Raw genomic sequence first — 21,159 nt, forward strand, 5'->3', positions numbered from 1 at the left:
CAATGGCAGGTAACGACCCACTCGCCGACGCCCTCGCCGGTCTCGACAACGCCGAGGACGTCGGTCATCTGGAACACACGGTCCAGCCCGCCTCGAACATCATCGGCTCCACGCTCGAAGTGCTGTACGACAGCGGCTACGTCGACGGCTTCGAGTTCGTGGACGACGGCCGAGCGGGAACGTTCGAGGTCGAACTGAAGGGCGCCATCAACGAGTGCGGCGCCGTCAAGCCGCGTTACTCCGTGGCCGCGGACGGCTACGAGAAGTGGGAGAAGCGGTTCCTCCCCGCGCGTGACTACGGCGCACTCATCGTGACGACGAGTCACGGCGTCATGAGCCACTACGAGGCCCGCGAACAGGGCATCGGTGGCCAGGTAATCGCATACGTCTACTGATATGGAACGAGACATCGAACTACCCGAGGACGTCTCCGCCGACCTCGACCACCTCGACCTCACCGTCGAGGGGCCGAACGGCTCGGTGACGCGCCGCCTGTGGTACCCGGACGTCAGCGTCTCCACCGAGGACGACGCCGTCGTCATCGCGTACCCGGACGACGCCGACCGCCAGACCAAAGCGACCGTCGGAACCTTCGCGAGCCACGTGACCAACATGGTTCACGGGGTCACCGAAGGGTGGGAGTACGAGATGGAGGTCTTCTACGCTCACTTCCCGATGGACGTGTCCGTCGAGGGCGACGAAGTCGTCATCACGAACTTCCTCGGCGAGACGGCACCCCGCCGCACGCAGATCCGCGGCGACACGGACGTACAGATCGACGGCGAGGCGCTCACCCTGACCGGCCCCTCGAAAGAGGACGTCGGCCAGACGGCCGCCAGCATCGAACAGCTCACCCGCGTGACCGACAAGGACACGCGCGTCTTCCAGGACGGCGTGTACATCACGCGCAAGCCCACGGGGGGTGCCTAAATGAGCGACGACGTCGAGTCGCTCGAGGACATCTCCGGTGTCGGCCCGTCGAAGGCCGACGCGCTGCGTGAGGCCGGCTACGAGTCCGTCGAGGACGTCAAGGCCGCCTCGCAGGGCGAACTGGCAGAGGTCGACGGCATCGGGAACGCCCTCGCCGCCCGCATCAAGGCGGACGTCGGCGGACTCGAAGTCGAAGAGGAGACCGACGCCGAGATCGAAGAGGAAGAGTCCGAAGCCGAGGCCGAGGAGGCCGAGGAGGAGGACGTCGAGACCGAACTGCGTCCGCGCGGTCACGCGGACAAGACCCCGGAGCTGGACGAGGAGCGCGCCCGTGCGCTCGGCAAGAAGCTCCGCGAGGGCAAGCCGCAGTTCAACCGCGCCGACTACCACAAGAAGAAGCGCGTGCCGACGTCGTGGCGACGTCCGCGCGGGCAGCTGTCGAAGCAGCGCAAGTCGATCAAGGGCAAGGGCCCGAAGGTCGAGGCGGGCTTCCGCTCGCCGAAGGCCGCCCGCGGCCTGCACCCGAGCGGCTTCGAGGAGGTCCGTGTGTTCAACACGGACGACCTCGAGGGCGTCGACGGTGACACGCAGGCGGTCCGCATCGCGTCGACCGTCGGTGGTCGCAAGCGCGAGGCGATCGAGGACGAGTGTGAGGACCGCGAGATCCGCGTCCTCAACCCGACCTACGTCGAAGTGGAGGTTGACCAATGAGCGACCTGGCAGCACAGCGCCGGCTCGCCGCCGACGAACTCGACGTCGGCAAGAGCCGCGTGTGGCTCAACCCGGAGGCACAGGACGAGCTCGCGGACGCAATCACGCGTGAGGACATCCGCGAGCAGATCGAACAGGGCAACATCCGCGCCCAAGACGCCAAGGGGAACTCCCGCGGCCGGGCCCGCGAGCGCGACGCGAAACGCGCCTACGGCCACCGCAAGGGCGCCGGCACCCGCAAAGGGAAGGCCGGCGGCCGGCAGAACACCAAGGACGACTGGATCGCGCGGATCCGCGCCCAGCGCGCACGCCTCAAGGAGCTTCGCGACGACGGCCCCCTGAACAGCACGCAGTACCGCGAGCTGTACAACAAGGCCTCCGGCGGGGAGTTCGAGGACGTGCGACGACTCGACTCGTACATCGTGAACAACTACGACGTTACTCTGGAGGACGACTGATGGCGACCGGACCACGCTACAAGGTACCGATGCGTCGCCGCCGGGAAGTCCGGACGGACTACCATCAGAGGTTGCGCCTGCTGAAATCCGGCAAGCCGCGCCTCGTCGCGCGCCTGTCGAACAAGCACGTCAGGGCGCAGCTGGTTTCCCCCGGACCCGACGGTGACATCACACACGCGGCCGCGTCCAGTGAGGACCTCGCCGAGTACGGCTGGGAGGCCCCGACGGCCAATCTCCCCAGCGCGTACCTGACGGGCTACCTCGCGGGACTGCGGGCGGTCGAGGCGGGCCTCGAAGAGGCCGTCCTCGACATCGGCCTGAACACGGCGACGCCTGGCAACAAGGCGTTCGCGGTGCAGGAAGGAGCGATCGACGCCGGGCTCGAGATTCCCCACAACGACAGCGTCCTCGCCGACTGGTCGCGCAACCGCGGCGAGCACATCGCCGAGTACGCCGAGCAGCTCGACGAGCCGCTGTACAGCGGGGAGTTCGACGCGGCGGACCTGCCCGAGCACTTCGACGAGCTTCGGGAGACCCTGACGGAGGAATTCGACAATGAGTAGAAACGGCGGCTGGGAGCCGCGCACGCGGCTCGGCCGGAAGGTACAGGAGGGCGACATCACCACGATGGAGCAGGCGCTCGACTCCGGGCTCCCGCTGAAGGAGCACCAGCTGGTCGACCAGCTGCTCCCCGACCTGGAGGACGAGGTGCTGGACATCAACATGGTCCAGCGCATGACCGACTCCGGGCGTCGTGTGAAGTTCCGCTGTGTCGTCGCCATCGGTAACAACGACGGCTTCCTCGGCTACGCCGAGGGCCGCGACGACCAGGTCGGCGGCGCGATTCAGAAGGCGATCGAGGTCGCCAAGCTGAACATGATCAAAGTCGACCGCGGCTCGGGCTCGTGGGAGGACTCCGCCGGTGGGGTCAACTCGCTCACCCGGACGGCGACCGGCAAGGCCGGCTCCGTCGAGGTCGAGATCAAGCCCGCCCCGCAGGGGCTGGGCCTCGCGGCGGCGCCGACCGTCCGCAACATCCTCGAACTCGCGGGTGTCCAGGACGCCTGGACGTCCTCGAACGGGAACACGCGGACGACGGTCAACCTCGCCAAGGCGACGTTCAACGCCCTGAAGAACGCCTCGCAGGCGCGCACGCCCGACCGGGCGCGGCGCATCCAGCGCGAAGCGGAGGGTGAGAACTGATGCAGGCTGTCGTCCAACTGCGCGGCGAGATCGACATGTCCGCCGCCCAGCGCGACACCCTGAAGATGCTCAACATCCACGCGATCAACCACTGCGCGCTGGTGCCCGAGGAGGACACCTACCGCGGGATGATCGCGAAGGTGAACGACTTCGTCGCGTTCGGTGAGCCGGACGTCGAGACGGTCGAACTGCTCATCGCACGTCGCGCCGAGCCCCTCGAGGGCGACGCCGACGTCGACGACGAGTGGGTCTCGGACAACACCGAGTACTCGGACATCGAGGCGCTCGCAGAAGCACTCGTGGACGAGGAGACGACCCTGCGCGAGCAGGGGCTGTCCCCGGTCCTGCGGCTGCACGCTCCGCGCGGCGGCCACAAGGGCATCAAGCACGCCGTCAAGAACGGCGGCGAGCTGGGTCACCACGACGACATCGACACGCTCCTGGAGGCGATGCGATAATGACGAGTAAGAAGCGACGCCAGCGCGGTTCGCGCACGCACGGCGGCGGCTCCCACAAGAACCGGCGTGGTGCCGGTCACCGGGGCGGTCGCGGTGCCGCCGGCCGCAAGAAGCACGAACGGCAGCTGTACGGTCCGCTCGGCAAGCACGGCTTCAAGCGCCCCCAGGGCGTGCAGGAGGAGGTCGCAGAGGTCTCCGTCCAGAAGCTCGACGAGGACGCCGGGCTGCTGGCCGCCGAGGGTGTCGCGAGCGAGGAGGGCGACGGCTACGCCCTCGACGCCCGCGACGTCGCCGAGGACGGTCACGAGGTCGACGTGGTGAAGGTGCTCGGCGACGGGCAGGTTCGCGGCGAACTCCACGTCACCGCCGACGCGTTCACCGCCGAGGCCCGCCGCCTCATCGAGGAGGCCGGCGGCTCCGCGGAGCTGACCGAGCGCGCACAGCAGGCCCAGGCCGACGACGACGAGTCTGACGCCGACGCCGACGACGAGTAACGCTCCCGCCACGTCACGGCGGTTCGCGGTTTCCGTTTCTTCGCACCCGACCCGAGAGCCGCCGCGCCGTCGCTCGGTGTGGCGCCGACGCTGCCAGCGGCCGTCGCTGGGCGAACCCAATCGAAGCGTTAAGGTGTGCCGGCCAACCAGACACAGCCAATATGGGTTGGAAAGAGACCGCAGAACCCCTCCTCACACGGATGCCGTCCGTCGTGCGTCCGGAGGGGCACGTGCCCTTCAAGCGGAAGCTCGCTTGGACGGCCGGTATCCTCGTGATGTACTTCTTCCTGACGAATATCACGATGTTCGGGCTCGCGACGACCGGGGCCGAGGGTGACTTCTACGGCCGGTTCCGGTCGATCCTCGCCGGCTCGCAGGGGTCGATCCTGCAGCTCGGTATCGGTCCGATCGTCACGGCGTCAATCGTCCTCCAACTGCTGGGCGGCGCGAACCTGCTGGGGCTCGACACGGACGACCCCCGCGACCAGGTGCTGTACCAGGGCCTCCAGAAGTTGCTCGTCCTCGTGATGATCTGTCTGACGGGGCTGCCGATGGTGTTCGCCGGGAACTTCCTGCCCGTCGACGGGCAGTTGGCGACCCAACTCGGCGTCGGCGTCACCGGCCTGAAGACGCTCCTGTTCGCCCAGATGTTCGTCGGGGGCGTCCTCATCCTGTTCATGGACGAGGTCATCTCGAAGTGGGGCGTCGGCTCCGGGATCGGACTGTTCATCATCGCCGGCGTGAGCCAACAGCTCGTCGCCGGGCTGTTCGCCATCCCCGCGCTCGGGACGCAGGTGACCGGCTTCTTCCCCGCGTGGTTCGGCATCATCACCGGGAGCATCCAGCTGGACCCGTTCATCCAGTCGCTGCTGTTCGACCCCGGTAACATCCTCGCGCTGTTCACGACCGTCCTCATCTTCGCGGTCGTCGTGTACACCGAGTCCGTCCGCGTCGAGATTCCGCTGAGCCACGCCCGCGTCAAGGGCGCCCGCGGTCGCTTCCCCGTGAAGCTCATCTACGCGTCCGTCCTCCCGATGATCCTCGTTCGCGCGCTGCAGGCGAACATCCAGTTCCTCGGGCAGATCCTCAACAACTACGTGACGCTGCCGGCGTTCCTCGGCGTCTACTCGCAGGGACAGCCCGTGAGCGGGCTATTCTACTACCTCGCGCCGATCCAGTCGCGCAGCGACTGGATGTGGTTCTCCGGGGCGTTCACCGTCGCCGCCGAGCCGTGGCAGATCATCATCCGGGTGCTCGTCGACCTCACGTTCATGATCGTCGGCGGCGCCATCTTCGCGGTGTTCTGGGTCGAGACGACCGGCATGGGGCCGGAGTCGACCGCCCGTCAGATCCAGAACTCCGGGATGCAGATCCCCGGCTTCCGGAAGAACCCGCAGGTGATCGAGAAGGTGATGGAGCGGTACATCCCACAAGTGACCGTCATCGGCGGCGCGCTCGTCGGCGCACTCGCAGTGCTGGCGAACATGCTCGGCACCCTCGGTGGCGTCTCCGGGACGGGCCTGCTGCTGACTGTGTCGATCACCTACAAGCTGTACGAAGAGATCGCAGAGGAACAGCTCATGGAGATGCACCCCATGATGCGGCAGATGTTCGGCTCCGACGACTGAGCCGGGGTTCTACCGCACCACGCGACCGGTTTTTGCGTTCTGCGTCCGCAGTCGCGGTGACGAGGGCGTCGTCAGTTCTCGTGCCGTACCGGTGGGCTCCGTCCTCGTCAGCGTCGGAACCGATCAGCACTTCGGCCGAACCGACGTCAATGAGTACCGCTGTGGTGCGAGCGTCTTCGGTGTGACGAAACGCTTAACGCCAACTTCCGTATACCTCCGGTTAGATGAATTCTCGGGGGCCGAGTGATGCCATCTCGTCACAGACGCTGTGTGACACTATCCCCGATGCGATCGTTATCGTTGACGAGGCGGGGGCCGTCACCTACGCCAACTCACGGGTGACGGACCTCTTCGGATACGCCCCCGAGGAACTGGTCGGAGAGGCGGTCGAGGTGCTGGTCCCCGACGGCATCGCCGAGGCGCACGTCGACAAACGGGAATCCTACATGGCGGACCCGCAGACCCGTCCGATGGGGGTGGGGCTGGACCTGGTCGGGCAACGGAAGGACGGAAGCCAGTTCCCCGTTGCGATCAGTTTGAGCCCGGTCGATACGGACGACGACAACGCCGTCGTGGCGACCGTCCGTGACGTCTCCGATCAGGAGACGCTCCGGAACAAGTACCGGTCGCTGCTGGAGACCGCGCCAGACGCGTTCCTCCTCGCCGACGCGTCCTCCGGCGAACTCGTCGAGGTCAACGAACAGGCGGTCGAGCTAACCGGGTACTCCCAGGAGGAACTCCAGGCGATGGACCAGCGCGACCTCCACCCGAGCGGCCACGAGGAGGGCTACCGGAAGTTGTTCGAAGAGCACGTGCGCTCGGAGGGGATTCGCTCGACGCTGCCGGACGGCACGCCGATATTCGTCGAGACGAAGGACGGAGACAAGGTCCCCGTCGAAATTAACGCCAGGATCATCGAGGTCGACGACCGACGCCTCATCGCCGGGTCGTTTCGAGACATCTCCGAACGACACGAGTACGAACGCCGACTAGAACGACGGAACGAACGACTCGACGAGTTCGCAAGTCTCGTCACCCACGACCTGCGAAACCCCCTGAACGTCGCGAGCGGCTATCTCGATCTCATCGCCGAGGAACTCGACAGCGAGTACGTCGACCACGTCGAGTCGTCACACGATCGAATGAAGGCGATCATCGATGGAACGCTCGCCCTCGCTCGGGAGGGAGACGCCGCCTACGAAGAGGGGCCAGTCGACCTCGCCTCGTTGGCAGAGCAGTGTTGGCGCAACGTCGAGGGAGAGCGGGCATCCCTCCACGTCGCCTCGACGGCGGTCTTGTCGGTCGATTCCCGTCGCCTCGAACGAGTGTTCGAGAACCTCTACCGGAACGCAATCGAACACGGCGGCCCAGCCGTTACCATCGAGGTCGGGATGCTCGACAACGGGTTCTACGTGGAAGACGATGGCCCGGGTGTTCCCGAGTCGGGCCGCGACGACGTGTTTCAAGCCGGGCAGTCCTCGACGGCGACCGGGACCGGGCTCGGGCTGGCTATCGTTCGACGGATCGTCGAGGGACACGGCTGGGCCATCGACGTGACCGACGGAGCCGTCGGCGGAGCACGCTTCGAAATCACGGGCGTCGAGGAGCCGTGATCGCCACGGCGGGGAGTGCGAGGCGAGCGGTGACCGGGTGAGCGTCGTAGTAATTCGAGTGAGTGGTAGACGGAAGCTATTATAAGTCAGAACGGGAGCGTTCAGACACGTGCTGGAATCGGATACCGAACTCCCACCGTCGTCGGCTATCGAGTCCGATTTCCCCTATCGAGAGGTCAATCGGCTGGCCGCGTCGGAGGCGTACAACAAGCATCACTACCGCCCCACGAACTACCAACACAAGTGGTGGGCGCGCCGTCTCGGGAGCGTCTTTCGGACGATCTGTCTGTCTGCGCTGAGCGACGCCGACACGACCGCCGCCGAGGTTTGGGAGATGTACGCGGAGGCGAACGACTTCGAGGACGCGGTCGTTCTCGACCCGTTCATGGGCGGTGGAACGACCGGCCAAGAGGCCACGCGCGTCGGGGCGAAGTTCATCGGCTCCGATCTAAACCCGGTGGCGTGGTTCATCTCGCGGATGGGGCTGGCACCCCAGACGTCGATGCTGGAGACGTACTTCCGTCGCGTGATGAACCGGTCACGCGAGGAGATCCGGCCGTACTACCAGACGGAGTGTCCAGAGTGCGGCGACGAGACCGGCGCCCAGTTCTACCTGTGGGTGGAGTTGGTCGAATCCGAGGACGGGGGGATGGAGCGCGAGTACGACGTGCTCGTCGTCGACTACAAGCGCGACGGCGGGGCGACCGTCGTCTGTCCCCAGTGTCACCGCCTCTCCGACGTGGCCGAGCCCACCGAATCCGAGTGTGGCAACTGTGCTCACGAGTTCGACGCCACACGGGAGGACGTTCGCGTCGCCGTCGACTCGCCGAACGCCGTGTTCAACGGCGGGGAGCGGCCGGCGTACGAGCCGTACGCGGTCAAGTACGACTGCGACTGCGGGAGCGGGTTCACGGCGTTCGACGAGTTCGACGTGGGGAAGTTGGAAGCCGCGCGAGCGCGGTTTGCGGAGGTCGAATCCGACCTCCCGCTCCCCGAGCAGTCCATCCCCGAGGGGGGCGAGAAGACTCGTGACCTCCACAACCGGAACTACACCGAGTGGACACAGCTGTTCAACGCGCGCCAACTGCTCGCACTCGGGACGCTCCTGCGTCACATCACTGACGTCGACGACGAGTTGGCCCGTCACTACCTCACGCTGACGTTCTCGGCGACGCTGGAGTTCAACAACATGTTCTGCTCGTACAAGGGGGCGGACCCGCGCGGGCCGGGTGCAGTGCGTCACATCTTCTCTCACCACGCGTACGTCCATCCCGGCGAGCCGCTGGAGAACAACCCGCTGGGGACGAAGCCTCGCCAGAGCGGGACGTTCCGGTACCTGTACGAGTACCGGCTGAGCAAGGCGCTCGAGTTCCAGAACACGCCGGTCGAACGCGTCCTCGGCGACGACGGAACCGTCGACCGGAAGGAGCCGATAGGGGGAGAGACAATCGGCGGGAAGCCAGCCGAGTCCGTGGCGGACCTCGCCGAGGGCGACAAGTCCCACTACCTCCACTGCGGCGACAGCGCGTCGCTTTCGATGCCGGACGGGTTCGAGGTGGACGCGGTCATCACGGACCCCCCGTACTACGACTCCGTACAGTACAGCGAGTTGGCCGACTTCTTCTACGTCTGGCTGAAGCAGAGTCTCGAACGGGACTTCCCCGATATCTTCAGGGCTGACTCGGTGGTGTCGGAGGCCGAAGCGGTCGGGAACAGCACCCGGGAGAAGTCGCTCGACGACTACGAACGCCTGATGGAGGGCGTGTTCTCCTCGGCGAACGAGGCGCTGACGGAGGACGGGCCGATGGTGTTCACCTTCCACCACAAGAAGCCGGACGCGTGGGGTGCGATCCTCGAAGCCATCGACGGTGCGAACTTCAGGGTGGTGAACACGTACCCCGTTCGGGGCGAGAACCGACTCTCCGTCCACATCAACGGGCAGCGCGCGATCCAACTCGACAGTGCGATCGTCTGTCGGAAGGGGCACAAACGGGAGGAGGGCCGGTGGGAGGACGTCGCCGACCGCATCGAAGCGGAGTCTCGCGAACGCCTCTCGCAGTTCCACGAGTCAGACGACGACGACCTCTCACTCCTCGACGCCTCCGTCGTCGTCAGAGGCGCGTGCATGACCCACTTCTCGGCGTACGAACGCGTCCTCGACGACGGCGAAGAAGTGTCCGAACGAGAGGCGTTGAATCGCGTGGAAGCGATCACCAAGCGACTCAACGCCGAGGAGTTCTGATCTGGGGCCGAGACGGTCGTGCGACCGTCGCGACTGGTCGGTCCGGGCTACAGTTCGCGACCGAGTTTGCGTTCGAGTTCCGCGAGGAACTCCGCTCGGTCCGGTGCCATCGATTCGCCGACGGCCCTGTCGACCTCCTCGAACGTGGTGGGGTACAGTTCGTCCAGTTCCAGGCGGTACTGTGGCGTGTCCTCGACGTACTCGTAGACGAAGAAGAAGAACGTCGCTTCGTCCTCGGGGACACGACTGATCCGTCGGACGATGTTCGAGTTCTCGAAGGCGATTTTCTGGAGGACGACGCCGAAGTCCTTCCCCCACGCTTCGACGGTTTCGGCCTTCTCTTCGAGTTGGGGGAGGAGTCGCTTGTCGAGACAACTCCGATAGTCCATCTGGCGCGACCCCACCGGCGGGTCGGGTGGGTGGCCGTCGTCGATTTCGTCCATGTACTCGTTGAACTCCTCGCGGATGCTCCCCCCCGAGAAGTAGGAGGACTGGATCTCGACGGCCGCGAAGTCGGTGATCTCGCCGTCGCGGTGGATCACCGGGATGAGGTCTATCCGCCCGGCCTCGCCGAGCGTGCGCTCTTCGAGGACGAAGAAGGACCCGTCGGCGTCGGGGAAGAGGTGTTCGCGCATGTCGTCCCAGACGACGTCGGACTTGAACCGCTCGGGACAGGTGATGACGGCGTTGCCGTCGGGCCCGGAAGCACTACACACGCCGAGCGGGCGAGTCTCTCCGTGCTCCTCGCTCACGTCGGTGGCTTTCGTGCACGCGTAGCCGTTGAACGGGCACGTCGACGAGTAGATGGGGCGCCCGCTTTTGGTCTCCATCACCTGTTCGCGACGCTCGGGGATGTCGTGTGTCGAGTTGAACCCGTACACTTCGCGAAACAGCGGTGTATCCGGCATCGGTGACGATTTTGACGTGGTTCTGATAAGTGTACTGTCCCGACTGTGGCGCCCGTCCAGTGGACGTAGCGCCCCCAATCTCATCGCGGATAACTGGGGAGTCACTCGTAAGTAACCGAACGTCAAGGTGGGAGTATGCACACGAACGACCGGCGTACCCAACTGGAGGGGGAGCGGCTCGAGGACCTGCCCGAGTTCGAGCTTCGGTACCTCTTCGACGACGGGGAGCGGCCGAGTTCGGTGACGATCTACGCGCCCGAGTCGCTGGAGACGACGTGGCTCACCGCCGACGCCGACGTGGCAGTGTCACTCGACGAACTCCGCTGAGCAGACGGTAAGAGACGACGACCTGCCCGTCGGGAGGGCCGGTGACAGCGGAACCGCGAGACGCGGGCGCGAGGGGGAGCGCTTAATCCGCCTCGGTGAGTGCGGGGCCGTATGGACGAACACGACGTCAGCGGTGCGACCGGGTATCGGCCCGGTCGCCTGCATACGCCGCCGCGACGCAGTGCAACCAGCGATCCCGGCGGAGGTGGTCGCCAATGACCGGACTGCTCGCCCGCGCCGTCGTCCCCGTCGCCTCCGAGAAGGACGCCACCGCGACGGCTTCGGCGCTGGCGGCTCACGACGCCGAAGTCGGTGACGTGACGCTCGTGTACGTCGTCGAGAAGGCCGGCGGCGCCGCGGACAAGGCGGGTGTCGAACAGCGCGAGGAGGCCGCCCGGGAGGCGTTCGACGCTTTCGACGCCGTGCTCGGAGGCGCGGCCACCGACCATCGGATCGCGTACCACACCGACATCGTCGACGGGATTCTCGGCGTGGCCGACGACGTCGACGCCACGGCGGTCGTGTTCACGCCTCGCGATGGCGGTCGATTCATCCGTCTGCTCACCGGCGACGTGGCACTACGTCTCGTCACCGACGCCGACCGACCCGTCGTGAGCCTCCCCCGGCACGTGGACGAATGAGCGGCGACGAGGAACTCGCGAAGGACCTCGGCCTGCTGTCGGCGCTGACCATCGGCGTCGGGACGATGATCGGCGCCGGCATCTTCGTGTTGCCCGGGCAAGCGGCCGCCGCCGCGGGCCCGGCCGTGGCGCTGTCGTTCGTCATCGGGGGCGTCATCTCGCTGTTCACGGCGCTGTCCGCCAGCGAGTTGGGGACAGCGATGCCGAAAGCGGGCGGCAGCTACTACTACGTCAACCACGCGCTCGGGCCGGTGTTCGGCTCCGTCGCGGGCTGGGGCAACTGGATGGGGCTGGCGTTCGCCTCGGCGTTCTACACACTCGGATTCGGCGAGTACCTCGCGACGTTCCTCCCGATCCCGAGCGTCTCGCTTGGGCTGGTCACGCTGTCGTCGTTCCAGATCGGCGCGCTACTCGCCGGGGCCACGTTCATCCTGGTGAACTACGTCGGCGCGAAAGAGACCGGGCGACTCCAGGTCGTCATCGTCGTCGCGCTCGTGTCGATCCTCACCGCGTTCTCCGTTCTCGGATTCCTGCAGGCCGACCTCTCGACCCTGCGACCGTTCTTCCCAGCCGAGACGGGCGGTGCGTCCGCGATCCTCCCGGCGACGGGGCTGGTGTTCGTCTCCTTCCTCGGCTTCGCAAAGATCACGACGGTCGCCGAGGAACTGCGCAACCCCGGTCGGAACCTCCCGTTGGCGGTCGTCGGGAGCGTCGTCATCGTGACCGTGATGTACGCGATCATCATGGTCGTGCTGATGGGCGTGATCAACTGGCGCCAACTCGGCCCCGACTTCACCACGACGCCGGTGCTCGACGTGGCTGAGATCGCGTTCGGCACCGTCGGGCTGGCGGCGGTCGGCGTCGGCGTGCTGACGTTCGCGGGACTGCTCGCCACCGCCTCCTCGGCGAACGCGTCGATCCTCGCGTCGTCACGGATCAACTTCGCGATGGGGCGGGACAAACTGATCTCGGCGGCGCTGAACGACATCCACCCGCGCTTCGCTACGCCGTACCGCAGTATTGCGGTCACCGGCGCGCTGATCCTCCTGTTCATCGTGATCGGCGACGTGAAGGTGCTCGCGAAGGCGGGCAGCGTGCTCCACCTCATCGTGTACGGCCTGCTCAACGTCGCGCTGATCGTGATGCGCGAGGCGTCGCCCGAGGAGTACGACCCCGACTTCGAGGTGCCGCTGTACCCGGTGGTGCCGATCCTCGGCGCGGTCACGTCGTTCGGCCTCATCGCGTTCATGGACAGAAACGAGATCGTACTCGCGTTACTGTTCGTCGCGGGCGGCCTCCTGTGGTACTTCCTGTACGCCCGGTCGCGCACCGACAAACAGGGCGTCCTCTCGGAGTACGTCCTCAGTCGGCGCGAGGAGTTCCCGGACACCGCTGTGTCGGCCGCGGCGGCAGCAAAGCCCGACAGCAATGACTACCGCGTGTTGGTCCCGCTGGCGAACCCCGCGAGCGAGGCCGACCTCATCGAGTTGGCGGCGAACATCGCTCGCGAGCGCGGCGGGTCGGTCGATGCCGTCCACATCGTCTCGGTGCCCGACCAGACCTCGTTGGAGTACGCGGCCGAACACGTCCCCGAGTTCGACGACACGACCGACGAGTTGCTCGACCGCGCCCGCCTCGACGCCGAGGAGTTGGGCGTCCCGGTCGAGACGAGCACCGTCGTCTCCCACCAGTCGTTCGCGGAGGTGTTCGACGTGGCCCGCACCCACGACGCCGACCTCGTCGTGATGGGGTGGGGGCCGGAGGGGCACGGCGCGCCCGGTCGCGTCGAAGGGCGCATCGACGAACTCACGCAGGATCTGCCGTGCGACTTCCTCGTGCTCAAAGACCGCGGCTTCGACCCCGAGCGCGTGCTGGTGCCGACGGCGGGTGGGCCCGACTCGGACCTTTCTGCGGAGGTCGCCGGCTACCTCCGGTCCGCGTTCGACTCGCAGATCAGCCTGCTGCACGTCGCCGACGATGTCGGCGCCGGCAAGGAGTTCCTCGCGACGTGGGCCAACGAGCACGGTCTCGGCGAGGCCGACCAGATCGTCGAGTCGGGCGAGGTCGAGGATGCGATCGCACGCCACGCCGCCGCCGCGTCGCTGGTGATCATCGGGGCGACCGAGCGCGGGATGCTCTCGCGACTCCTGAGCGGGGCGCTCGCGCTCGACGTCGTCGACGAGGTCGACTGCTCGGTGCTGCTGGCCGAGCGCCCGACGAACCGGAGCCTCCGCGACCGCCTGTTCGGTAGGTGAAGGGCGCGGGCGGCGGCGGACACCGACACCGGCGCCGGCGTCGCACCCGACCGGTTCCGGCAAGTCGACCGCCCAACGGCACCTACTTCTGGAGCGACCCGGAGTTCGGAACGTGACCGACAGCGACGCCGACGCGAGGGCGCGACCGCCGGAGACGCCGCGACGACCCGAGACCGAGCAGTTGCACGGCGAGTCGATCACGGACCCGTACCGGTGGCTGGAAGCCGACGACGACGAGGTCGCCGAGTGGACCGCCGCGCAAAACGAGTACGCGGAGACCGTCCTCGACACGCCCCAGCGCGCGGCGCTGGCTGAACGATTCGACTCGCTCGGGCGCGTCGACGAGTACGGCCCCGTCACCGTCGCGGGCGACCGTCTGTTCCAGGAGGTGAAGCGCCCCGACGACGAACAGCCAACGCTGTACGCGTACGACGACGCCGCGAGCGTCGGGAGCGACGACGGGCACGTCCTCGTCGACCCCAACGACTGGGACGGCGACGGCACCGTCTCGGTGGACTGGTTCGTCCCCGGGCCGGACGGAAACTACCTCGCGTACGGCGTCGCGGAGGGCGGCGACGAGCAGTACGACGTCCGCGTCGTCGACGCCGCGACGGGCGCGGTCGTCGAGACCGTCGCCGACGCGGGTCGGACCCAGTCGAACGGGTTCGCGTGGGTCGACGGCGACGCAGATGGGGAACCGCGCGGGTTCTACTACGTGACGACGGGGGCAGCGGGCGTGGAGAGAGACGCAGACGCCGGCGACGAGGAGGCCAGCGACGACACCGACGCGAGCGCGAGCGACGACGGCGCCAGCGGCGACGGGCAACTCGACAAGGCGGTCCGGTTCCACGAGTTCGGCGCCGGCACGGCTCCCGCCGAGGACCACGTCGTCGCCGACGACGTGGACGAGACGACGTGGCCAACGCTCGTCACCGACGGCGACGCACTCGTCGCGCAGTTCGCCACGGGGTGGGAGCGGTCGGACCTGTATGGCTACCGCGGCGACCCCGCGGAGGCGACGCTCGACCCCGTCCTCACGGGGTACGACGCCGTGTTCACGCCGACGGTCGACGGCGACCGCGGGCGTCTCCTGCTCACGACCGAACACGGCGCCGACTTCGGGCGCGTACTCTCGACCCCCCTGGCGGACGCCCTCGCGGGCGACGCCGACGACCCCGAGGACTACACGGAACTGATCGGCGAGACGGATGCGGTGTTGCGCGAGGTCGAGGTGGCCGGCGACCGCATCGTCGCCCACTACCACCGCGACGCTAGTTCGGAGGTCGTCGTCCTCGACGCCGACGGCAGCCGCGAGCGGACGGTCGACCTCCCGGCGTTCCCGACCGTCCACGGCGTCGACGGGGCGAGTGACGCGCCGACGGCGTTCCTCGTCGTCCAGTCGTTCGCCGACCCTCCGTCGGTCCGCCGGGTCGACCTCGCGGACGGATCGACGGAGACGCTGTGTCGTCAGTCGACGGCGGTCGAGTTCGACGTCGAGGTGAGCCAGGAGCGGTTCGAGTCGGCAGACGGGACGACCGTCCCCGCCTTCGTCGTCCGCCGGAGCGACGTGGCTCCCGACGGCGACAACCCGGCGCTCGTGACGGGGTACGGCGGCTTCCGCGTGAACCGGACGCCGACGTTCGACCGGTTCCGCCTGCCGTTCCTCGCGGCCGGCGGCGTGTTCGTGCTCGCGACGCTGCGCGGCGGCACCGAGTACGGCGATCCGTGGCACGAGGCGGGACGCCGCGAGAACAAACAGCGCGTGTTCGACGACGCGCTCGCCGTCGCCGACGGCGTCGTCGACAGCGGGTGGGCCGACCCCGACCGAGTCGGCGTCAGCGGTGGCTCGAACGGGGGGTTGCTCGTCGGCGCGCTGATCACCCAGCGGCCCGAGCGGTTCGCCGTCGCGCTGTGTCACGTGCCGCTGCTCGACATGCTCCGGTTCCACCGCTTCCTGCTCGGTGCCTCGTGGACGACGGAGTACGGCCACCCGGAGGAGGACCCCGAAGCGTTCGCCTACATCCGCGACTACTCGCCGTACCACAACGCCCCCGAGGCGGCCTACCCGGCGACGATGTTCACCACCGCGCTTGGCGACACGCGGGTCCACCCCTGCCACGCGCGCAAGATGACGGCGTTGGTGCAGGCGCGGCACACCGGCGACGACCCGGTGATCCTCCGGGTCGGGGACGACGCTGGCCACGGGGTCGGCAAGCCCACGTCGATGCAGGTGCGCGAGAACAGCGAACGGTGGGGGTTCGTGTTCGACCAGTTGGGGATGGACGTCGACGAACTGTGAGCCTACAGTCTGGTGGTTAGTCGTCGCTGCGTCGATCCCAGTCGGCGATATTCAGTTCCTCGTCCAGTTCGATGGCGAGCACGTCGCCGTCGATTTCGAACCGGCCCGCAATCTGGAACGGCTCCACCTGGACGGCGTCGACGTGCCAGTCAACCTCGGTAGACCACGCTCGGTCGCGCCAGACGTCGATCCCGTGGTCGCGGTAGAACTCCGACACGACGCCGCGAAAGCGGAGGAGCGACGCGAGGTTGGCGTAGAGGAACCACGCGCAGTCGCGGCAAGCGGCGTGGACGAGCGCCTCCGCCGGCCGCATATCGGTGGCCTCCCAGTGGTCGGCCTCCTTGACCGGGGACAGATCCACACGCCCGGTACAGTACGGGCAAATCCCGTTGAACATCGACGCGTAATCGCGCTTCATCCGCCGATCGAGCGCCTCGAGAACCGTCTCTGGAGAGTCTGGGTCTATCCGGTCGCCGTCTACCGGATACCTGATCTCGATGTCACCACACGAACGGCAGCCCAAGAACGCGCGACCGTCCTCGTACCAGCCGTATCGCGGTTTGCCACAGGAGTCACACGAGTCTGGGAGCTCGAACGGCTCGACGGACGTGTCCCTACCGCGACCCCGCGCGACGACGGCCTGGTACGCCCGGATGCCCGCGAGCGTCAGGCCGTAGCCGCGCTCCTTCTCCTCGACGAACTCGCCGAGCAACTGCTTGAGGTGGTAGTTGAAGCGCCCGTTGTCCTCGGCGCCGACCGCCTCCTGCAACTCGCTGAACGCGAGCGTCGCGTACCCACCCTCACCGCTCGCGTCGCCCAGCGACGTGATGATCCCCAGCCGCGTCTCGTCGGCGAGGAGCTCGAAGGTCCGCCGTGTCGGCGACACGTCCTCGGTCATACTCCAACGGTGAGACAGTCGGTGATATAGGTTCTTGTCGGGAGATCAGATACGAAGTGAACTGCAGTTCACCGAGTGGTTAATACGACGGATCACGATTAGCAAATCGGCGTCGGGACGGAGGGACCAGTGCCTCTGACATGGACTCCCACCCTCCGTCCCCGTCGTCCCGTTCTCGACCCCGGAACCAGTAAGTCCAGTGACGCTGTACGGTCACGTATGACAGCCGACGAGTCGAGGCTCGCCCGGGAGCTACGGACGAACGGCGTCGACGTCGAGGAGGTTCGCGTCACGCCCGAGCGGTTCGCCGTCGCCTACACCACGACGCTGCCGGGGGCTGAGCCTGACCACGCCGAGATGGGGCGCATCTGTAACACGTTCATCGACCTCGTCGAGGCCGACGAGGTGGACGCCCGCCGTATCGAGGCGACTTCGCTCCGCTTCGAGAACGACGTACAGGCGACGTGGTGCGTCGAGCCCGACTGGATAGACGGGCTCACCACCTACCGTCTCTCCGAGGAGGAGTTCTCCGCGCGTGTCCTCGACTCCGTCGAGGTCGACCCGGACGACACCCCGCTCGTCGACGCCGGCGGGGGCGGACGGTGACCGAAGCGACCACGCTGCCCGACCGCGAGCCAGCGCGACGGATCGACGGCCGACGCCCCTCGCGTGAGCGCTTCTCGACCAGACGCCTCTCGTTCACCGTCGACGGCGACACCTGCAGGGCGACGTTGTATCGCCCCCGCGACGTCGACCGCCCCGCGACGGTGGTCCTCGGGCACGGGTTCGCCGCCGAGGCGGCGTTCGGACTCGACCGAATCGCCGAGCGCATCGCCGCCGCCGGCTACGCGGCGGTGACGTTCGACTACCGCGGCTTCGGCGACTCCGAGGGCACCCCGTTGGTGCTTCCGGATCGACAGGTGGCCACCTGGGGGGGTGCCGTCGACCGCGTCCGAGGAATCGACAGCCTCGGTGGCGGCCTCGCCCTCTGGGGAGTGTCGCTGGCGGGCGGCCACGTCGTGCGCGTCGCCGCGGAGCGCCACGACGTGGACGCCGTCGTCGCGCGGACGCCGTTCGCCGACGGTCGCAAACTGCTGCGGACGAAGTCTCCGCGGTACCTGCTGCGCGCGACGGTCGCGGGCGTCCGCGACCGGGTGGGCGGAGCCGTGGGACGCCCACACCACGTGAAGGTGTACGGCCGCCCCGAGGAGTTCGCGGCGCTGAACGAACCCGGGGCGCTCGACGGCTACGCGTCGCTGATCCCACGCGACTCGACGTGGCAAAACCGGACGCGCGCACGGTCGCTGCTCGCGCTCCCGCGGTACCGGCCGGTCACGCACGCTGCAGACGTGGACTGCCCCGCCCTCGTCGTGGCCGGCACCGAAGACGAGGTGGTGCCGTACGCGGCCGCCGAGACGCTGGCCCACGAACTGCCGGAGTCGTCGCTGGTGGCGCTCCCGATGGGTCACTTCGACCCCTGGGGTGACCGATTCACCGAGGTGCTCGCTCACGAAGTCGCGTTCCTCGACGCCGTGTTCGAGTGAGACGAGCGCGACACCAACGTGCAGCCAGCGTGGCCGAAAGATATATTTAATACTTGACCTCGCGTTAGTGGAGTATGATATCCCGATTCCTGACGGTTGCGGTCGTCGCGATGCTCGTGAGCGCCGGCGCAGTCGCACCCGTCGCCGCCCAGTCCGGCCAGCCGTCGTGGTCCGGCGAGGTGTTCGAGACGCTCCAGACGGGCTTCGATCTGTACAACGACAACAGCGGTGGCCTCGACCTGGGCCCGTTGTCGAGTCAGATCGAGAACAAGCGTGTGAACATCTACGTGAGCGACGCCGGCGAAACGGCCGTCTACTCGTTCCGGATGACGGGCGACGGTAAGGTGCGCGACCTCCAGCAGGGCGCCCACGAGGACGCCTCCATCCGGATGGAGACCGACCGCGCCACGATGGAATCCATCGCAGCCGCCAATAGTCCCCAGCAGGCGATGGACCGCTTCGAGACGGCCGTTCGCGACAACGACATCAGGATCAAAGGCGAGCAGGGACACCTCTTCGCGCAGGTCACCTGGACCGTGCTGAACACGCTGAAGGGCCTCCTGCTGTAGCCGCGCCAAGCGGCGGTCTGTAGAATCGACCGGACGAACACGCGGTTCGGAGCGGGCGTCGGTCGCGGCCGATACCGCGTCCACGGGTAGCTTTTCACCGACGGAGGGCGGACGACCGGTATGACTGTCAGCGACGTGGTCGAGTTGGAGGGCCACATCATCGACTCCGGCCTGATGGAACGGGCGTTCACCATCGTCATGGACCTGGGCGGGGAGTTCGACATCGAGGAGTTCGAGGTCGGTACCACCAAGACCGCCGAGTCGTACTGCCGGATGCGCGTCATCGCCGACGACGAGGCGACGCTCGACCCCATCCTCCACGAGTTGCACCAGTCCGGCGCGACGCTCGCGTCGCCGACGGACGCGACCCTCGAACCGGCGCCAGCGGACAACGTCGTCCCCGACGGCTTCTACTCGACGACGAACCACCCGACCGACGTCCGCATCGACGGGGAGTGGGTGCCAGTCGACGACATCGAGATGGACTGTGCGGTCGTGGTCGAGAACGGGGGCGTCGACGAGGTGACCGCTCGGACGAAGGTGCTCAACGCCATCGACGAGGGCGACCAGGTCGTCACGGGAGACGCCGGCATCCGGGTGCGTCCGCCGGAGCGCCCGCGCGACTCCTCCGGGCCGTTCGGGTTCATGCGCGGCGGCGTCTCCGCCGAGCGCCCCTCGCGGTCGCTCATCCGCGACATCGCCGAGGCCGTCGCCGAGACGAAAGCGCAGGGCGGGCGGGTGCTGTGTGTCGCCGGCCCTGCAGTGATCCACGCGGGCGGCGGCCCCGGATTGGCACGCCTCGTGGGCGAAGGGTACATCGACGCCATCTCGGCGGGCAACGGCTTCGCCGTCCACGACATGGAGCGGTCGATGTACGGCACCAGTCTCGGGATGGACGTGGAGACGATGGAGCACCCGCGGAAGGGCCACAAGCACCACATCTACACGATCAGTGAGGTGATCCGCGCGGGCGGCATCGAAGCCGCCGTCGAGGAGGGCCTCGTCGAGGAGGGCGTCATGTACGAGTGCGTCACGAACGACCGCGACTTCGTGCTCGCGGGCTCTATCCGCGACGACGGCCCGCTCCCGGACACGATCACAGACGCCGTCGAGGCTCAGAACGCCATCCGCGAGCAGGCCCACGAGGCCGACCTGGTGCTCATGCTGTCGTCGCTGCTGCACTCCGTGGCGGTGGGCAACTGCCTGCCGTCGACGACGCGCACCGTCTGCGTCGACATCAACCCCGCGACCGTCACGCAACTGCTCGACCGTGGCTCCGCGCAGGCGGTCGGGATGGTGACGGACGTGGGGACGTTCGTGCCGATGCTCGCCGAGGAGTTGCTGGAGTGACGACGACGGCTCAGGCGTCGCGACGGTAGCCGCTGTCGCTGTCTCTCCACTCACCTTCGAGCAGGCCGAACGCCAGCATGTCGACGTACTCGCCGTCGACGTACGCCTCCTCGCGGTGGCGCCCCTCATCGCGGAAGCCGACCTTCTCCAGCACGCGGGCCGACGCCGGATTCGTCTCGAACACGTACGCGAGCACCTTGTGGAAGCGTCGCTGCTGGAACGCGTACTCGCACAGCGTCTCGACGGCGTCGGTGGCGTACCCCTCACCCCAGTGGGCGGGCGCGAACTGGTAGCCGACCTCGACGGAGCCGAACGTCTCGTTGACGTGGTCGAGGCCGACGACGCCGACGGGGTCACCGTCGACGCACGCGAGCAGGTGGACGTCACGTCCGTCGCCGATGCCGTCTATCCACGCTCGCTCGTCGGCGACGCTGTACGGCGTCGTGGTGGCGGTGCCGGCGCGCACCCGCGGGTCGTTCACCGTCTCGGCGAGGAACGCGGCGTCCTCGGCCTCGATCGTTCGCAACTCGACCGTCTCGCCCGTGGCGAACACCGACCCTGGCATACCCTGGCGGTGCCCCCCGCGGGGCTTCAATCGGTCGACGCCGTGTGAAGATGTGACGCAGTGAGC

Annotated in this window: 22 protein-coding genes; 19 read left to right on the forward strand and 3 right to left on the reverse strand. The window is 67.5% G+C overall.

The features are described 5' to 3' along the window. Positions 1–2: 2 nt before the first annotated feature. The 11 genes from P0R32_RS11825 (at position 3) to P0R32_RS11875 (ending at position 9,737) form a co-directional block, all read left to right on the forward strand. Positions 3–395: a 30S ribosomal protein S8 gene (locus P0R32_RS11825; RefSeq protein ID WP_276237210.1), complete on the forward strand. Its 393-nt coding sequence runs from the start codon at positions 3–5 to the stop codon at positions 393–395. Position 396: 1 nt separating this feature from the next. Beyond that, positions 397–930: a 50S ribosomal protein L6 gene (locus P0R32_RS11830; protein ID WP_276237211.1), complete on the forward strand. Its 534-nt coding sequence runs from the start codon at positions 397–399 to the stop codon at positions 928–930. Then, positions 931–1,641, forward strand: a complete 711-nt coding sequence (locus P0R32_RS11835; RefSeq protein ID WP_276237212.1) for a 50S ribosomal protein L32e — start codon at positions 931–933, stop codon at positions 1,639–1,641. Next, positions 1,638–2,099, forward strand: coding sequence for a 50S ribosomal protein L19e (locus P0R32_RS11840; RefSeq protein WP_276237213.1), 462 nt, complete (start codon positions 1,638–1,640; stop codon positions 2,097–2,099). The genes P0R32_RS11835 and P0R32_RS11840 overlap by 4 nt, the downstream gene beginning before the upstream one ends. Beyond that, a complete protein-coding gene (locus P0R32_RS11845; protein ID WP_276237214.1) occupies positions 2,099–2,662 on the forward strand; it encodes a 50S ribosomal protein L18 in 564 nt (187 codons plus the stop codon). Before P0R32_RS11840 ends, P0R32_RS11845 begins: the two co-directional genes overlap by 1 nt. Beyond that, on the forward strand, positions 2,655–3,302 hold the full coding sequence (locus P0R32_RS11850; protein WP_276237215.1) for a 30S ribosomal protein S5: 648 nt from the start codon (positions 2,655–2,657) through the stop codon (positions 3,300–3,302). The genes P0R32_RS11845 and P0R32_RS11850 overlap by 8 nt, the downstream gene beginning before the upstream one ends. Then, the gene (gene rpmD / locus P0R32_RS11855) at positions 3,302–3,760 is read left to right on the forward strand and encodes a 50S ribosomal protein L30 (RefSeq protein WP_276237216.1); all 459 of its coding nucleotides are present in this window, start codon (positions 3,302–3,304) and stop codon (positions 3,758–3,760) included. Before P0R32_RS11850 ends, rpmD begins: the two co-directional genes overlap by 1 nt. Next, positions 3,760–4,254 carry an uL15m family ribosomal protein gene (locus P0R32_RS11860; RefSeq protein ID WP_276237217.1) on the forward strand — a complete coding sequence of 165 codons (495 nt, stop codon included), beginning with the start codon at positions 3,760–3,762 and terminating at the stop codon, positions 4,252–4,254. Before rpmD ends, P0R32_RS11860 begins: the two co-directional genes overlap by 1 nt. 161 nt (positions 4,255–4,415) lie before the next feature. Further along, positions 4,416–5,882 (forward strand): preprotein translocase subunit SecY, encoded by a 1,467-nt coding sequence (gene secY, locus P0R32_RS11865; protein ID WP_276237219.1) that lies wholly within the window; start codon positions 4,416–4,418, stop codon positions 5,880–5,882. Between the two features lie 224 nt (positions 5,883–6,106). After that, positions 6,107–7,495 carry a PAS domain-containing sensor histidine kinase gene (locus P0R32_RS11870; protein ID WP_276237220.1) on the forward strand — a complete coding sequence of 463 codons (1,389 nt, stop codon included), beginning with the start codon at positions 6,107–6,109 and terminating at the stop codon, positions 7,493–7,495. Positions 7,496–7,604: 109 nt separating this feature from the next. Beyond that, on the forward strand, positions 7,605–9,737 hold the full coding sequence (locus P0R32_RS11875; protein WP_276237221.1) for a DNA methyltransferase: 2,133 nt from the start codon (positions 7,605–7,607) through the stop codon (positions 9,735–9,737). A gap of 47 nt (positions 9,738–9,784) precedes the next feature. Here the strand turns inward: P0R32_RS11875 and P0R32_RS11880 are convergent, their stop codons facing one another. Beyond that, complete coding sequence (locus tag P0R32_RS11880; RefSeq protein WP_276237222.1) at positions 9,785–10,645, reverse strand: NotI family restriction endonuclease; 861 nt, start codon at positions 10,643–10,645, stop codon at positions 9,785–9,787. Between the two features lie 135 nt (positions 10,646–10,780). Here P0R32_RS11880 and P0R32_RS11885 point away from each other — a divergent pair, with 135 nt between their 5' ends. From P0R32_RS11885 to P0R32_RS11900, 4 genes are all read left to right on the forward strand, one after another. Continuing rightward, positions 10,781–10,972, forward strand: coding sequence for a DUF7511 domain-containing protein (locus P0R32_RS11885; protein WP_276237223.1), 192 nt, complete (start codon positions 10,781–10,783; stop codon positions 10,970–10,972). A 215-nt stretch (positions 10,973–11,187) separates the two neighbouring features. Further along, positions 11,188–11,613: a universal stress protein gene (locus P0R32_RS11890; protein ID WP_276237224.1), complete on the forward strand. Its 426-nt coding sequence runs from the start codon at positions 11,188–11,190 to the stop codon at positions 11,611–11,613. After that, a complete protein-coding gene (locus tag P0R32_RS11895) occupies positions 11,610–13,868 on the forward strand; it encodes an amino acid permease (protein WP_276237225.1) in 2,259 nt (752 codons plus the stop codon). The genes P0R32_RS11890 and P0R32_RS11895 overlap by 4 nt, the downstream gene beginning before the upstream one ends. A gap of 112 nt (positions 13,869–13,980) precedes the next feature. Then, entirely contained in the window at positions 13,981–16,167 is a 2,187-nt protein-coding gene (locus P0R32_RS11900) for a prolyl oligopeptidase family serine peptidase (protein ID WP_276237226.1), read from the forward strand. A 16-nt stretch (positions 16,168–16,183) separates the two neighbouring features. Here the strand turns inward: P0R32_RS11900 and P0R32_RS11905 are convergent, their stop codons facing one another. Then, positions 16,184–17,065: a DUF7351 domain-containing protein gene (locus P0R32_RS11905; protein WP_276237227.1), complete on the reverse strand. Its 882-nt coding sequence runs from the start codon at positions 17,063–17,065 to the stop codon at positions 16,184–16,186. Between the two features lie 219 nt (positions 17,066–17,284). On the opposite strand from P0R32_RS11905, the gene P0R32_RS11910 reads away from it, so the two are divergent. From P0R32_RS11910 to P0R32_RS11925, 4 genes are all read left to right on the forward strand, one after another. After that, positions 17,285–17,671, forward strand: coding sequence for a DUF8159 domain-containing protein (locus P0R32_RS11910; protein WP_276237228.1), 387 nt, complete (start codon positions 17,285–17,287; stop codon positions 17,669–17,671). Further along, entirely contained in the window at positions 17,668–18,609 is a 942-nt protein-coding gene (locus P0R32_RS11915) for an alpha/beta hydrolase (protein WP_276237229.1), read from the forward strand. The genes P0R32_RS11910 and P0R32_RS11915 overlap by 4 nt, the downstream gene beginning before the upstream one ends. 74 nt (positions 18,610–18,683) lie before the next feature. After that, on the forward strand, positions 18,684–19,178 hold the full coding sequence (locus P0R32_RS11920; protein WP_276237230.1) for a hypothetical protein: 495 nt from the start codon (positions 18,684–18,686) through the stop codon (positions 19,176–19,178). A gap of 120 nt (positions 19,179–19,298) precedes the next feature. Continuing rightward, complete coding sequence (locus P0R32_RS11925) at positions 19,299–20,528, forward strand: ornithine cyclodeaminase, nickel-pincer nucleotide-dependent (RefSeq protein ID WP_276237231.1); 1,230 nt, start codon at positions 19,299–19,301, stop codon at positions 20,526–20,528. 10 nt (positions 20,529–20,538) lie between these two features. Here the strand turns inward: P0R32_RS11925 and P0R32_RS11930 are convergent, their stop codons facing one another. Further along, on the reverse strand, positions 20,539–21,093 hold the full coding sequence (locus P0R32_RS11930; protein WP_276237232.1) for a GNAT family N-acetyltransferase: 555 nt from the start codon (positions 21,091–21,093) through the stop codon (positions 20,539–20,541). Between the last annotated feature and the right edge of the window lie 66 nt (positions 21,094–21,159).

This window comes from Halobaculum marinum (genome assembly GCF_029338555.1).
Lineage (GTDB): Archaea > Halobacteriota > Halobacteria > Halobacteriales > Haloferacaceae > Halobaculum > Halobaculum marinum.